The 14,461-nt window shown below is 57.4% G+C and carries 14 protein-coding genes and 1 tRNA gene; 10 read left to right on the forward strand and 5 right to left on the reverse strand.

The annotated features are described in order from the left end of the window. Positions 1-152 precede the first annotated feature (152 nt). Entirely contained in the window at positions 153-758 is a 606-nt protein-coding gene (locus AC1DD5_RS13100; RefSeq protein WP_431119893.1) for an ANTAR domain-containing response regulator, read from the reverse strand. Positions 759-956: 198 nt separating this feature from the next. Here AC1DD5_RS13100 and AC1DD5_RS13105 point away from each other — a divergent pair. Both AC1DD5_RS13105 and AC1DD5_RS13110 read left to right on the forward strand, forming a co-directional pair. Continuing rightward, positions 957-1,038, forward strand: a tRNA-Leu gene (locus tag AC1DD5_RS13105). An 87-nt stretch (positions 1,039-1,125) separates the two neighbouring features. Beyond that, a complete protein-coding gene (locus tag AC1DD5_RS13110) occupies positions 1,126-2,256 on the forward strand; it encodes a tyrosine-type recombinase/integrase (RefSeq protein ID WP_477521697.1) in 1,131 nt (376 codons plus the stop codon). A gap of 647 nt (positions 2,257-2,903) precedes the next feature. Here the strand turns inward: AC1DD5_RS13110 and AC1DD5_RS13115 are convergent. Next, positions 2,904-3,317, reverse strand: a complete 414-nt coding sequence (locus AC1DD5_RS13115) for a hypothetical protein (protein ID WP_477521698.1) — start codon at positions 3,315-3,317, stop codon at positions 2,904-2,906. A 517-nt stretch (positions 3,318-3,834) separates the two neighbouring features. Here AC1DD5_RS13115 and AC1DD5_RS13120 point away from each other — a divergent pair. Beyond that, a complete protein-coding gene (locus AC1DD5_RS13120; protein WP_477521699.1) occupies positions 3,835-5,040 on the forward strand; it encodes a YobI family P-loop NTPase in 1,206 nt (401 codons plus the stop codon). 30 nt (positions 5,041-5,070) lie between these two features. After that, positions 5,071-7,503: a hypothetical protein gene (locus tag AC1DD5_RS13125; RefSeq protein ID WP_477521700.1), complete on the forward strand. Its 2,433-nt coding sequence runs from the start codon at positions 5,071-5,073 to the stop codon at positions 7,501-7,503. Between the two features lie 679 nt (positions 7,504-8,182). Here the strand turns inward: AC1DD5_RS13125 and AC1DD5_RS13130 are convergent. Then, positions 8,183-8,413 carry a hypothetical protein gene (locus AC1DD5_RS13130; RefSeq protein ID WP_477521701.1) on the reverse strand — a complete coding sequence of 77 codons (231 nt, stop codon included), beginning with the start codon at positions 8,411-8,413 and terminating at the stop codon, positions 8,183-8,185. A 194-nt stretch (positions 8,414-8,607) separates the two neighbouring features. On the opposite strand from AC1DD5_RS13130, the gene AC1DD5_RS13135 reads away from it, so the two are divergent. The 3 genes from AC1DD5_RS13135 (at position 8,608) to AC1DD5_RS13145 (ending at position 11,274) form a co-directional block, all read left to right on the forward strand. Then, positions 8,608-9,624: an MAB_1171c family putative transporter gene (locus AC1DD5_RS13135; protein WP_477521702.1), complete on the forward strand. Its 1,017-nt coding sequence runs from the start codon at positions 8,608-8,610 to the stop codon at positions 9,622-9,624. A gap of 122 nt (positions 9,625-9,746) precedes the next feature. Further along, positions 9,747-10,079, forward strand: coding sequence for a hypothetical protein (locus AC1DD5_RS13140; protein WP_477521703.1), 333 nt, complete (start codon positions 9,747-9,749; stop codon positions 10,077-10,079). A gap of 490 nt (positions 10,080-10,569) precedes the next feature. Further along, positions 10,570-11,274 carry an alpha/beta hydrolase family protein gene (locus AC1DD5_RS13145; RefSeq protein WP_477521734.1) on the forward strand — a complete coding sequence of 235 codons (705 nt, stop codon included), beginning with the start codon at positions 10,570-10,572 and terminating at the stop codon, positions 11,272-11,274. Here the strand turns inward: AC1DD5_RS13145 and AC1DD5_RS13150 are convergent. Beyond that, entirely contained in the window at positions 11,243-11,527 is a 285-nt protein-coding gene (locus AC1DD5_RS13150) for a winged helix-turn-helix domain-containing protein (RefSeq protein WP_477521704.1), read from the reverse strand. The genes AC1DD5_RS13145 and AC1DD5_RS13150 overlap by 32 nt on opposite strands. A gap of 185 nt (positions 11,528-11,712) precedes the next feature. On the opposite strand from AC1DD5_RS13150, the gene AC1DD5_RS13155 reads away from it, so the two are divergent. Beyond that, positions 11,713-12,219 (forward strand): hypothetical protein, encoded by a 507-nt coding sequence (locus tag AC1DD5_RS13155; RefSeq protein WP_477521705.1) that lies wholly within the window; start codon positions 11,713-11,715, stop codon positions 12,217-12,219. Here AC1DD5_RS13155 and AC1DD5_RS13160 read toward each other — a convergent pair. Further along, positions 12,173-12,496, reverse strand: a complete 324-nt coding sequence (locus AC1DD5_RS13160) for an ArsR/SmtB family transcription factor (RefSeq protein WP_091466822.1) — start codon at positions 12,494-12,496, stop codon at positions 12,173-12,175. The genes AC1DD5_RS13155 and AC1DD5_RS13160 overlap by 47 nt on opposite strands. 182 nt (positions 12,497-12,678) lie before the next feature. Here AC1DD5_RS13160 and AC1DD5_RS13165 point away from each other — a divergent pair, with 182 nt between their 5' ends. Together AC1DD5_RS13165 and AC1DD5_RS13170 are read left to right on the forward strand one after the other, a co-directional pair. Beyond that, the gene (locus AC1DD5_RS13165; protein ID WP_477521706.1) at positions 12,679-13,578 is read left to right on the forward strand and encodes a sigma factor; all 900 of its coding nucleotides are present in this window, start codon (positions 12,679-12,681) and stop codon (positions 13,576-13,578) included. A 50-nt stretch (positions 13,579-13,628) separates the two neighbouring features. After that, the gene (locus AC1DD5_RS13170; RefSeq protein WP_477521707.1) at positions 13,629-14,342 is read left to right on the forward strand and encodes a hypothetical protein; all 714 of its coding nucleotides are present in this window, start codon (positions 13,629-13,631) and stop codon (positions 14,340-14,342) included. The last annotated feature ends 119 nt before the right edge of the window (positions 14,343-14,461 follow it).

Genomic DNA, 14,461 nt, shown 5'->3' on the forward strand with positions numbered 1-14,461 from the left:
GTTCCTGGCTCAGGCTTGAGTGAAGCGGGTCCTGCCAACGTTTTGTTGGTGGGGCCCGCTTTGTTTTGCGTTGTTTTGGCCCTTTAACGGGCACGACGGCGGCCGGTCACCTATCGCGTAGGTGACCGGCCGCCGTCGTTGACTGCTTGGTGCTAGTTGACCTGGTTGATGATCGTTTCAGCAACCTCACGCATGCTCAGGCGACGGTCCATTGACGTCTTCTGGATCCAGCGGAAGGCCTCCGGCTCGGTGAGGCCCATCTTGGTGGTCAGGAGGCTCTTGGCGCGCTCTACGAGCTTGCGGGTGGCGAACTGCTCCTGGAGGTCGGAAACCTCGTTTTCGAGGGCCTTGATCTCCTCGTGGCGGGACAGCGCGATCTCGATGGCCGGGATGAGGTCAGCCGGCGTAAACGGCTTCACAACGTAGGCCATGGCGCCGGCGTCGCGGGCACGCTCCACGAGTTCCTTCTGGCTGAAAGCAGTCAGCAGAACTACGGGGGCGATGCGGGCCTTGACGATCTTCTCTGCCGCTGAGATGCCATCCATGACGGGCATCTTCACATCCATGAGGACGAGGTCCGGCTTCAGCTCTTCGGCCAACTGCACGGCCTTCTCGCCGTTGTCTGCCTCGCCGACGACGTCGTACCCTTCGCCCTTCAGGATCTCGATAATGTCCAAGCGGATGAGGGTCTCATCCTCGGCTACGACGACGCGTCGGGCCAGTTGGGCTGCGGGTGTGGACTCCGTCTGTTCGGTCACGGGATCTCCTTGAAAAGGTTCGGCGGGTTCATGTCCATCTTAGTGTGGACCGCTGCGGCACATGATTTTGTTGCACTCGCGCGCCCAGTTCTGAAAAACAGCCTATCTGCATGTAGAGTAGTTTCGCGTGCTGGGAAAGGATCGCGTTGCTCACAGCAATGAGAGCAGTCAGCGAGAATTAACTTCCCGGTAATCCGCGCCCGAGTGGCGGAATTGGCAGACGCGCCGCACTCAAAATGCGGTATCGAAAGGTGTGTGGGTTCGAGTCCCACCTCGGGCACAGTGTTATCGCAGGTCAGGGGCCTATATGGCCCCTGACTGTGTACAAAACCCCCCAAAGTGTGTACAGCGGCGTAGCGTTTTATGCATGGCCAGCATCTCTGCACGCACCAAAAAGGACGGTTCAAAGTCCTTCATGGTGCGCTGGCGGGACCCCAAGACCGGCAAGGCCCAAGGCCTTACTGTGGCCAGTGAATCCGAAGCAGAAACGCTCAAACGACTGCTTGACGCCAATGGGCAGAACTTCGAAATCGCCCAGCACGCAATCCTCACCAACGCCAAGCGTGTGCCGACAGTTGCTGAGGTTGTCCAGGAACATATCGACCTATTGATCCGGCCCTCGAGTGGAACCGTGAAAACCTATCAGACCATGCTCGATCTGCATGTGAAGAAGGTCATCGGACACGTTCCCGTGGACAAACTTGACTATCGACTCATCGCCTACTGGGTGAAGTCAATGATGGCAAAAGGGCGCTCTCCCAAGACGATCAAAAATGTGCACGGCCTGATCTCTGCGTCGATGAATACTGCGGAAATGCTTGGATACATCACTCGCAATCCTTGCCGGGGCGTACAGCTGCCCAGCGTTGAGAAGGCCGAGGACGAAATGATGTTCCTCACCCACGCGGAGTTCGGACTCATCATGGACGGCATGGGGGAGCGGTACAGGGACTTCGCCAACTTCCTGGTCATGACAGGGACGCGCTTTGGTGAGGCCACGGCTTTGACCGTTGCTGACATTGACTTGTTGGGAAAGCCGGCGACGGCCCGGATAAACAAGGCCTGGAAGCGTGACGGTAAGAACCAGTTCTACATTGGTCCGACGAAGACGGGCGCTGGCAAACGGACCATCGGGTTGAATCCAGCCCTCGTGGACCTTTTGATTCCCCTGGTGGCCGGACGACCGGGCAGCGATCTGCTGTTCACGACGCCCAAGGGGGAGCGGATCGTGCACAAATTGTTCTGGCATCACTATTGGGTGCCGGCGGTGAAAGCGGCACAGGAACGCGGCTTGCGGAAGAACCCGCGCATTCACGACCTACGGCACACCCATGCCTCGTGGTTGATTCAGGATGGTGTTCCTATCTTTACGATCTCGCGGCGTCTGGGGCATGCTTCGACCAGGACTACAGAGGGCGTTTACGGGCACCTCATGCCGGAGGCATTGCAGGCCGGGGCGGATGCCACGGAGCGTTCGGTGTCAGCGTTCATGCGCTGACGCTGTTGCTTCTTGCTCCCCCTAAGAAGCCATCCGGTTACGGGCTCTTGTCCCTATGAGCCGAGTGTTGGTGTTGCTTCGCTCACTGACATCTGGTGCCGGGTGGGAGCGGGGCAATATTTCACTAATCCTAGCGATCTCCGCGATGTGCTCAGACGTAAAGACGATCTTTCCCTTGCCCCAGCAGGCGTGTGGAAATCGGCCCGCCGCAGCGCCGTCGCGCAGCCAACCCTCGCTGCAGCGCATCAGTGCTGCAGCTTCGGCAGGTTCGAAGAATTCCAGGTCCACGGCTCTCCGTTCGTGATCGTTCCGTCTTGACTTTCATGGCAGCTACTTTGAGGAAGGACATGATCGGTGGATCCACTAACGGTGAAGTCGTTCACGATCACACGAAGTTGCGCCGTCTTTCTCGGAGTTAGAAATGCGTGGACATGGCAAGGTTGCCCGAAGTAGGGGTAACAGGAGCCACTGAGAACTGATGTCGTGGGCACAACCTCGGTGCTTCGAAGGTATTCGTCTAACCATATTTCGCAATGTGGGCTGACGGCGTCAGCGGAATCGATCCATGAGGAGAGATAGTCAGGAGCGCTTGTATTGTCATTGTGGCATAGCCGCCACTGTCGCCTAGCGTGACTATGTCCAGTGCCCTAGCTAAAGAGCAGTACATCCTCAAGGGCGACGCCGTCGAAGGCACCGCTAAATCCTAGAAGGATGGTGCCGATGATGAGAATGGCACCAGAGATGGCCAGAAACAGTTCAAATTTTCTGAGAAACGTTTCGTGGCCGGTGATCTTTTTGATGCCAATTCTAAATACAACGACGAACATGGTGACAAGGACAATAACGAACCCGATCATCCCAGTAGCTGCCAATGTTGTGCCCACGATGATGGGCGTTTGGAAGTAGCCGACGGCTAGGCCATAGACGTAGATGACCCCCACAGCTAGGACGCCGGAGAGAGTTCGACTAGCTACGTCCTTCCAGAACTTCTCATCCCTTATCCATTCGCCTGGCCAACGCCATGGCTTTGACTTCTCGTCTACCTCAGTCGTTTCACGCATGACGCCATCGTATTTGAGTGAACTTCAACAGAAGGACGCTGGGTCGCTTCCACTCGACTAGCAAATAAAGGCCACAGGACGGACATCGAGGCCGGCCGGGGGGAGCGACGCCACCCCGACGAAGGCAAACGACCCGTTTGATAGGTCGCACCAGCTGCTCCAAAACAGGCGCATTACGACAGTATTTCCTTCAAAGGTATTCACCAGACATTTAGCCTGAAAATTACTGGCGACTAGATCACCAGTGTGTTCGGGGGCCACGGCGTGAAGGGCGCGCAGCGCGTCACTGTGTCTCGGGATGGGGAAGGAAGGTAAGTATCGGTATAGGAAGGCACGAAGCCGTCTTGTGTCGAGCGTTGGGTTTGGGTACTCGGTTTAAAGCCGGTATAAGGGGTTCATGATAGATAAATTGGGGGCTTCCGTTGGGGACGTGACTGGACAGATTCACCGTCCGCCTGGGAGGGTTCAGGCTTGGCTGAGACAACTTAGGGGATCACTCGTGGTTCTACTGGGACGAGTGACGAACTGGCTGGCTGTTTCTGATGTTTCGGGGCCGGGACATCTTGCCTCCCCTACGGAGCTTCGCAGTTTGGCTCCGGGCTTTGATGAGGTCCAGCACAAGTTGTACGTCGACTTGCTGGTCGATGCGATCGAGAATAAGCCCGCGGTGCGAAATATCGCCTTGACTGGGTCATATGGGACAGGCAAGAGCAGCATCTTGCGTGCAGTCGCTGACAGGTACCGGAAACGCGTAGTGGAAGTTTCGTTTTCCACCGTCGGGACTGTTCCGCGGAATGAAGCTGGCGAAGAGCCCGCGGGAGCTTTGTTGGATGAGACCGCAACGCCGACGAACCGGATTGAGAAGGAGATAGTCAAGCAGATCCTGTATATGGAAGATCCTTCCAGGACTCGGGGATCGAGGTTCCGCAGGGTCACCCGGTTCCGGTGGTGGAGGCAGTCAGTCTTTGGGCTGGTAGTCGGGCTCATTACTCTAGGTGTGTTGTTCCTGACTGGCCTTGACAAACCGTTCATGGCGATGGCTGGTGCGGACCCGGTTCTGCAATGGCTGGCGCACGGACTGCTGTTCGTACTGCTTTCTGGGTCCGTGGTGGCTATTCGGTGGCTGACTCACAACAGGGTTTTTCTGGAAAAAATGACCGCTGGTCCGGCCACGGTTTCTCTGTCATCGCAGCCGTCCAGCTACTTTGACCAGTATCTCGATGAGATTGTCTATTTCTTTGAGGTCAGTGGGCGGGACATCGTGATCTTCGAGGACATCGACAGATTCAACGATGTGCATATTTTTGAGGCGCTGAAGGCGCTTAACACCCTCCTCAACGGCGCGAGCCAAGTCGGACGCAAGCGGGACTTGAAGTTCGTTTACGCATTGCGGGACAGCGTTTTCGAGAAAATCGGTGAAAGTTCCGTAGCCGAAGACAAGTGGGACGAGGCGAGGGAGGAAGTCGAGCGCGCCAATCGAACAAAGTTCTTCGAAATGGTCGTCCCCGTGGTGCCATTCATCACACACAGGAACGCACGCGACCTCATGGCCGAAACCATGAAAGGCACGGGCGTTTCTCGAAGGTTGATTGACCTTGCGGCGCGCCACGTCGCGGACATGCGCCTGATCAACAACATGCGCAACGAGTACGACGTGTTCGACAACAAGCTCCTCGACATGCCTGCAGACAAACGCTTGAGCGGACTCGACCCTGACCGCTAGTTCTCTATGATCCTGTACAAGAACGTGCACATGGCCGATTTCGAAAAGATCCGCTTCGGCGACAGCCAACTAGACAAACTTCACAGCGAGTGGCGAAAGCTCGTCAACGAAAACATCGCCTACCAAACCGACGTAGCGAACGCGGCCAGTTCACGGCTGCAGAGCCTTGATTCCATTGCGGAACGCAGTGAAGCCCTTGGCAGTCGATTGGAGGCTGTTGCCCAAACTTTGGGTCGACGCTACCAAGGAGGGCGGGCGCAGGCGACTGTTTCGATAGGTGGAACTGCATTAGATGGCATCAGTATTCGTGATGGTTCAATCTGGACTCAACTTATCAATAACGAGGGCGACCTGAGAATCGCTTTCGACCCAGCCTACCTTCAGCCTTACGTCATACCCTTCGAGGATCTATCATCTTTTCTCGGGATGGAAGTCAATCCCGAAGCCTGGAAAAAATCGGACCGGGTAGATCTTGAACGCACTCGGCAGGAGGCTGAGGACCGCCGGCATTTCCTCCGTCACCACTCCTGGCAGGCACTTTCGGTGAGGCCGGAATTCACCCTTCCGGCCCGCTCTAAGGGCGAAGCTTTCCGGGATATGACCAAACGGCTCCTTCGATCAGAGCTAGCTCGCCAGCTCGTCGCTAATGGTTACATCAATGATTACTTTGCACTTTATGTCTCGGCCTATTACGGAAACCACCTCACCCTGGATGCGCAGAACTACATCGTCCAACATATCGACAGGGGAGAGGCTGACTCGAATTACTTCCTCACTGGTGAGGACGTTGATGCAATCATTGCTGAGAAGGGTGAGGGAATACTAGAGGATCGGAGTATCTACAACTGTTCGGTCATGGACCACCTGCTCGAGAAGAAGCCACATCTCGCGAAGATCGTGATTGAACAGCTTGCCGCCTGGGGAAAAGCTGAAGTGCCGTTCGCTGACAGTTATCTCGACCAGGGTGCACAGGCCCGGAAGTTTATCGAGGAACTTACGCCGATCACGCCGGGTGTTTTCGAATGGCTGGTTAAGACCAAAGGAGACCAGACTTCAGGCCTTGTAGATGCCGCTCTGGTCAGCGGGAACCCCGGCCTGACGTACACCTTGGGCGACGAGGTCCGCTCTTACTTCGAAGCACACGCGGGGGAAATAGCATCACTCACCAGTGGCGGCAACATGAGCGACGTCATCGGAGCTATCTCGCTCATTGCCGAGAGCGGTGCGCTGATACCTTCCCTGGCCCCACTAAGTCTCGAGACTATTGAAGCAGTGGCCGACCAAGGCTGCTACATGATCACCGCAGAAAACCTTAGACTGCTTACTGGGCAGCAGTCCCTGGCTTTGAACGATATCTTGGAGAATGCCGAAAATGTTTACATTCATGTTCTGGAGCGGCTCGACCAATACCTTTCGGTACTCGACCTAGGCGGCGGCGACGTCACGGTTTCAACGCCAGAGGACTTCTTCCAGGTCATCAACGACGTCGTCAGGCAGGCTCACCCGAATCATCTAGAAGCGATCATTCGGCACGCGGACTCGGAATGTACCATTGCAGACCTTCAAACCGTGCCGCCAGAGGCATGGGAAGTCCTAGCCGGGTCTCAGCGGACAAGTCCGACTTTCGGGAACGTAAAAGCGTTGATCGAAAATCTTGGGGGAGTCGGCCCAGGGCTCGCAAACCTCCTGCAGCGGACCAATGTCATCGCCACACCCATCGACGATGTACAGGACTCTGAACGGACCGCACTGGCCATCACCCTGCTGGCCTCTCGAGAAGACCTTCCGGACCCAAGCCTCCGTGTCCAACTCGCGGTCAGCCTGCTGAGTCCTGACCTTCAAATCCCAGTAGAAGACGTCCAGCCCGAGCCAGGGCAATTGATCGGCTTGCTTTTAGAGCACAAGGTCATTCGTGATGACCCGGCGGCATTCGCAAGCGCGCTCCTACTCGACTGGCCGAGCCTCGAGGCCGCAATCGAAGCATCGGAACAATTCGTGGAGTTCATGACTCCGTCTGTTCTTCCCGCGGAGTACCTACCTGAACTCTTTGCCAGCACGAGGATCCCGCCGGAAGTAAAAAGGATGGTTCTAGAAGACCTGCCCATCTATGCCGTCGATCATCGCGCAGGACTCCGCGCTGCAGCTCGTTATGCGGACCATTTGGAGATCTCGATGGACTACGGGAGGATCAAAATGGCGATCAGTTCAGAGCCCGGTGACGAAGTCGTTGTCCGACTGCTGAGCCGGTCTTCCGAACTACTAAGTGACGAAGAGATGCGGGCATTGCTCCGGGACTTGGGTGGTGATTATGCACTCATCGCCGGCCCTGGCCCGGAGCGCCCGGCTCTGCCAAATGATCAAGCTCACCTTTCGATTCTTGAACGCCTGCGCGGAGCCGGAGTCGTCAGCAGCTACCCATTCGAGGGCGAAGGCCGAGTCCGCGTCTACAGGCACCAGAACTGACTACAAGGGCTGCAAAAGCGCAGAGCGACCCAAACTTCTTGCGGAATCTGACAAACTAGTTTGGCATTGCCGTGGGCCCGCCCCTAGGCCTCGGAGGGGACTTCATGCCCGGGGCGCACCGAGGCATCTTGAGGCCAAATGAGGCAAGCGGCAGGCCAGGGCAGACGTCTGCGGGGGCGGTGAGACCCGGGGCTTGTTCTGGCTTGACACTCATGGCATGGCGTTCGGCGCGGAGCCTTGGCTGAAGCACCGGCAGACGGAGTCGCGCATTCGTGACAAGCCGGGCGATTCTGACCGTTCAGGGTACGTTGGCGGTTTGGTGTTGGAGGTGGCGCCTGAGCTCACGCGCGATGTGTTGTTCTCTAATTGAAGCCGGCGACCTGCCCCGTTGCCGTCGTCCGGAAGCGTCTGCATAAGGAAAACCCGTTTGGCAACCGCCTGCCTCACAATGGGACACTCTATGTTTACGTCCTCTGAGCGCTTGGGGGTTCTTAGGCTCTGGACATGTCCAGAGTCCTGGAGTTCAATGGATTCGAGGGTTCGCGCTTGGCTCGGGGCATGGCACCTGGCCTGGCGTCATCAACGAACCGGGGGAAACGCATCACTGGGGATGCCCATGAAAATAGACCCATATAGCCCTGGGCAATCGCCTGCGGACCGCGCAGCGACTGCCTTCAATTCATTGTCGCTTCCGACTCACCTGAATCTGGAACGCCTGGTGAAAATTGTCGAGGCTGTCCGGCATCGTCCAATACACATTGAAGCTGCCGGACTGCTCAACGGCGGTTCTGTCTGCGGACTCTGGCTTTCCACGGATGATGTCGAAATCATCTTGCACGCCGTTAGTCCGTCTGGACTGCACCGGCAACAGTTTGTCCTTCACGAACTCGGGCACATGGTCTTGAGGCATGACGAACTTGTCGTTCCGGCCGACTACATAGGAGTTCTCTTCCCGAACCTTCCGGTGGGTCTTGTCTCTCGTGTCCTAGCCCGAAGCAGTTTCACCGATGAGCTGGAGGCCGCAGCGGAGTCGCTAGCGGATCTCTTCGCATCAGCGATCAGAAATAGTGCAAGGGAGCCAAGGTCCTTCGAGAGGGTTTTCGAATGATTCAGGTTGTGGCTGCTGTCTTAATTTGGCTACTCGTCGTTTGCCTCCTGCCTGGCCTGCGGAGACGGCGTGATCACAGCGTGCTTACGGCGGCCATCACGATTTCAGTAGCCCTGACATTAAACATCGATCAGGTCTACGGTGTCATCGATTCGGTTCTGGGCGGCCGTAACTTCGTTGACCTGTTGGCCAATGTCTCTATGGTCATTGGGATTTACTTTCTCTCGAGAGCAATCATCCGGGCGGCGACGCCGGAAGAGGCAGTCGAGAGGGGAGACAGGGTTGACATTATTATCCTGGCCGCGGTGATCGTGGGCCTTGCAGCCAGCTTCAGTGCCATCGTCACCCAGAGCAGTTCCACTCGGTTCATGGTGGATTACGGTGACCAGTGGTCTGCTGCCCTCTACTCGTCCATCCAGTTTGGATACATCGGCTACGTGGTTAGCGTTACCGGTTTTACGTGTTTCCGGTTTCGTGGGGACATGTTGAGACCCTACTTCCGCACGGCATTTACCTGCATCGGGGTTGGCTGTAGCTTCGCCGTTCTCCTCGTATCGCTAGTGCTGGTCATGGATATTTTGCATTTGCTGGGGCGCCTGGATGCTATGCGTGCGGTTTCGCCAATCTATGATGCGGCAGTCGTTGCGGCGATGGCTTTCCTGTGCGTGGGTTTGGCGATCCCGCCCTTAGCGCGTCGAGTTCTCGGCCACAGGGATTCCGTGACTGAGGAGGAGCTGGTCAGCGGTCTCACAAAGATCTGGGATAAGACGACAAAGCAGCGGCAAGACGTACGGCTGGTGCGAGACACCGAAATGATCAGCCAAGTGGACCGGGCTCAAAGACTCCATAGAATGCTTGTTGAAGTACAGGACGCCCTGTTAGTCGAGCCCGGTCTAGGCAGCTCCTTGGACATTCATGACCTCAATGTCCTGAACGCTGCCGAGAACTATCTTGCCGGACCCTTCGTGCGCCAAGTTCCAGTTCGTAGACGGAAGCGGGAACAGGCGACATGACGGATGATGCCAGTTCCTCTGAAAGCCCTCAGACCAGATTGGCGCGCAAGCTTAACCTCCTTCTTGACCTCTATGAGGCGGAGGGATCGGAGGCGTTGACCTACCCCGAAATCAATCGGCATATGAGTCAGCGTGGAACTCCGCTTTCCCGCTCCCGCTGGGCCTACATGCGCAGCGGGGACAGCTCGCTGGCAAATGATCCTATGCTGCTCCGGAATCTTGCCGAGTTCTTCGGCGTGGACCGTGACTACCTCCTCGAGGATGCCGGGGAAATACCCAAACTCGTAGACGCTCAACTGGAACTTCTCCGTACGCTGCGTGAGTCCCGTGTAAGGAACTTTGCCGCTCGTCAGTTGGAAGGGATCTCTCCCGATACCCTGATGAGACTCCGCCAAATAATCGACGAACGGAAGAGAGCCGAAGGGGTGAACGATGCCGGGAGCAACCAGCCATAGGGTTGTGAAGATTGGACTTCTTGCTGCATCCGCGGCTCTGCTTGCCGGCGTCGCTGGTGCAACGTACTTTGCTCGTCAGGTTGTAGTCCCGAAATACAGCCGCCGTGAGGGGTTGAAGCTTCGTACCGTGCACACTCGGGGCGACGGATCTCTCGAAATTGAACTTCCGGCCACTGAACAAACCCGAGCGCATGGACGCTACAGCTTTTGGTTCGATCAGGGAATGGGTCACGCGTGCTTAGGACCTGTCGTTCAGTCTAATCACGACCGGAGCACAGTAATCCGGGAGGTTGAACGAGTGGACTCTGGTGACCTCAAACAAGCTAGGGCTGGTATCTGGAGCGGGTATGTCTACTCGAAACCTGGGCAGGTTGGTCTGCCGTACCAAGACGTTGAGATTCCAGTCGATAACGGTGTCGCCCCAGCGTGGAGATTTGACCCGTCCGCTGGTGTCGCAACTCCCGGAGCATGGGCTATCCATATCCACGGCATGGGCGGTAAACGGGCAGGCACTCTTCGCGGCATACCAGTCGCAGGACGTTTGGGAATGACGTCGCTGGTAGTCTCGTTCCGCAACGACGGGGACGCCCCGCCGTCGTACGACGGCCGCTACAACCTCGGCCAAGGCGAGTGGCGCGACGTCGAGGCCGGGATCAACTACGCCATTTCCAATGGCGCTGAACGCATTGTCCTTTTTGGATGGTCACTCGGCGCTGCAATCGCCCTTCAAGCAGCGGCCCTGTCTCCGAATTCCTCGCGAGTAGCCGGGATGGTTCTCGACGCGCCAGTCTTCGACTGGCGAACGACCCTGGCAGCGAACGCCAAAGCGGCCGGACTACCTCGGCCGCTTGTGCACTTTGGCTTCATTATTCTTCGATCAAAGGCCCTCCGCTGGGTGACCGGCCTTGCTGAACCGATATGTCTCGATTCCCTGGATTGGCTGGCGCGCGCATCTGAATTGAAAAAACCGATCCTCGTGCTCCATGGGGCGAAGGACGACACAACACCTTTCGAAGCATCAAGGAAAGCTGCCAGCCTGAGGCCAGACCTCATCAAGTTGGTGGAGTTTGAAGCCCAGGGCCACTCTTTGGAGTGGAATGTCGACGCCGAAAAGTGGGAGCAATCAGTCGAGGACTGGTTCCACAGTCTCCCGTTGGCCGGCACTAGTCCTGAGCAAGCGGCTGCGCAGTTGTAGGAGGCAGTTGCACGAAGTACTGGGCCGCTAGGTCGATGAGCTGGCCCTCGACGATTGAGGCGTGGGCGGAGTAACGCTGGTCAGCCAAAGCCTGAACGTAACCAGCCGACTCAAGGATGAAGAGATGATGCCGAACAGTTGCTTGAGAAGTCTGAAGCCCTGAAGCCAGCACGCAGGGGGACGATGGCCCGCTTCTGATAAGGAAACGAAGGATCTGGCTCCGTGTTCGGTTCATCAAGATGTATGTCGACATTCAAACCACGGCTCAGGATTGTGGAGGACACTTGCTGTAGACGGGTCTACAGCAACAGGATACGCCTCAGGTGAGCCGTGGAACAGATTGAATGTGTGGTGGATTGTCTAGCCACGGCGCTCGCGGAATACTGATGGCAGCGCAGCATCATTTCTCATCGAACGAGGCAGTCGAAAGGGTGGAGCATGCCGGCAAAAGACCTTAGCCGCGACGGCGCGTTGTCACCGCAGGCCGCCCTCGCCCGCCGGCTAAACCTGCTGCTCGATGTCGTTGTAGCCGAGAGGGGTTCACCCGTCACTTTCCGCGAGATTGAGGCCGGGCTCCGCGCTCGAGGAATCAAGATCTCGAGAGCCAGATGGTTCTACATGAAGGACGGCACGGGACGCCTGGTTAGTGATCCGCAGCTGCTCGCCGCTATCTGCGAGATGTTCGACGTCGATCCCTCCTATTTGCTGAACGGCGTCGAAGGTGACATTCCGGAACGCATCGATTCGCAGTTGGAGTTCGTGAAGTCACTTAGGGCAGCTCGGGTAAAGTCCTTCGCAGTTAGGACGCTCGGTGACGTCTCGCCGGAAACGCTGCGCGCCATCTCCGAGTATCTAAACAAGGACATCGGGTTGCATCCGAATGGCGAGCGGGCCGCAGCTACTCCTCCAAGACATACCGAAGATGGGCGTCCAGTAACTCCTTGATGCGCGCAGGATTCGCTGAGTAGCGAGGGGAGCGGCCGTGGCGCCGTCCGGCTTCCACATCGACCTCAATTGCGCCGACCTGTTCAAGTGCGATGAGGTGTTTGGCGACGCTGGGCTCGCCGGCGCTGACTGCTGCGACGATGTCCCCTCTGGACGCAGGACCATTTGCCGTCAGGAATCTCAGAATCTCATTCCGGGAGCGGTTCCCGAACGTCGCCACTGCGTCTTCAACGTCGGGCGACCAGGCGTCGTCGTGAGGCTGCGTGATCCGTGGCATGCCTCCATTCTTGCTGAACAACATAGAAAAAGTAAGAACTGGAGTCTTGACGATACTTTAATTATCTTTGACAATATTTGTTAGAAGCTTGTGTTGTGGTCAGATCGCTACTAGCCACGTTGATTCGCCACATCTGGTGGCGCTGGAGATATTCGAATCCGTTAGTCGAAGCGGTGAGAGCCATGAGCCTGGAACACTTGGCAGGCAACGCTGAAATAGAGAACTCAAACCCATCCCCGGTGGATATTTCGCTGCTGAGTCCGGTGACACCCACCCTGACAGTACCCATCGACCAAATGATGGGAGCGGTCGAAGGCGTGCGTCGCTACGTCGTCTCGCACTTGGCTCGGATCGGTCGCTCGTGCGATGTGGACGATGTCATGCAGGACATCAGGATGGCCGTTTGGGACGGGGTGGCACGCGGAAACTACCGGCCGATCCCTGGAGTTCCATTCGAGGCCTGGGTGCAAGGTGTCACGGGAAATGTTTGTGCCGCGCACGTCCGTAAGGAACTCGGGCACAAGACCCTGCCGCTGCTTTTAGATCCGGGCAACGGTGAGAGCTCGGACGTTCTCCAGCAGCTGACGGTGCTGGTCGTGTCACGAGACTACCGCGATGTCGCGGAGATCATCGATCAGGAATGGGCGCACATGGTGCTTGGGCTGACTCGTGCCGCGGTGTCAGCTCCGGTGTGGCGCCTTGCCGTGGGCAGCCTTACCGAACCGCGACGATATGCACCTCCGTCGCCGCAAGACCGTCGCCGTTGGAATGCAGTCACTGCGGTTCGGCAGACTGCAAAGACAATAAGCCAAGCGTTGGATGTAGACCCTGAGGCTGTGCAAGACATGCATGATCTGTGCCGGCACGCCGTCGGTTGTCTGCCGAGTCCGCTGCTGCGGGGAGTGGCCGAAGCAATCGTTCTGCCCGAACATCACGGCGTCGAACGGCAGGTTGCCATAGCTGCGGTTGCCGAGGAGTTCAAAGTCACTGATCGATATGTGGCGGTTCAAATCGGCACTGCCCGTCGCTTGTATCAAACGGCATGGAGAGTCATTCGCAGTTCTATGACCTCCACTGCTTGAGTCATGTGCTTATCGGAATGTTGAGCCATGAAGGGGTTTAGGAGGCAGACATGACGGAAACCCCTTCGCGCCGCCGGCCGACTCGACGGTGGGCGTTTGGCTTAACTCTCGCAATACTCCTGGGCACCCTCATCCTCGTCCTGGTCGGACCGCGAGAGCCGCCGTCAACGACGGGGACGGGTGTCCCAACGGCTGAATCTTTGACGCCGCGGGCTTTGCCGAGCATTTCCCAGACGCCTACGCCGAAACCAACGACGGCAGCTCCGCTCGCTAAAGCGCCAGTGTCGGTTCCGCCTACGACTGCCGACTACCGGGCGCTTGCATCTGCGGCTGCCGTGGCCATCTACGGCTGGGATACTCGAACTTCGTCCTATTCGGACGTGTATGCCCGACTTCGGGGCTGGTGGTTCGTCCTCCCTGACGGATCGAATCCATTGGCTGTGCTCGTCCAGGAGTTTGAGGCAACGGGCATCAATGCGGGATCCTTCGCTTCGCTTGCGGGCCAAGCTGCGTACCGGGTAGCAACGGTCGAATCCATGGCATGCGACAACGAACTCGTAAAGGTTCGCGAACGTCCGGCTCCGTGGGCGGGGCTTCATGTCTGTACGGTTCGGCTTAAGGTCGTTGACCACACGGTGAGTAGCAGCAATTCATATACAGCACCGGTCAGCATAATGGTCAATTGCCCGCCGGCGGCCACCGCGCCGCCAGATCGGTGCCAGATGGTTGGCTTTTATACGTCCGCCAGCAGAATTGTCTACTGATGCCGCATCCGGCTTTGGTGATGGCCCTAGCCAGGCGCACAACGCTCTTGCGGGCTGCAACCGCCGTCGTTCTCGTGATTGTGCTTTCTCTGGGCGTCGTAGTCAGTGCTGTCGCTATA

The organism is Paenarthrobacter sp. 10L420, from assembly GCF_056395385.1.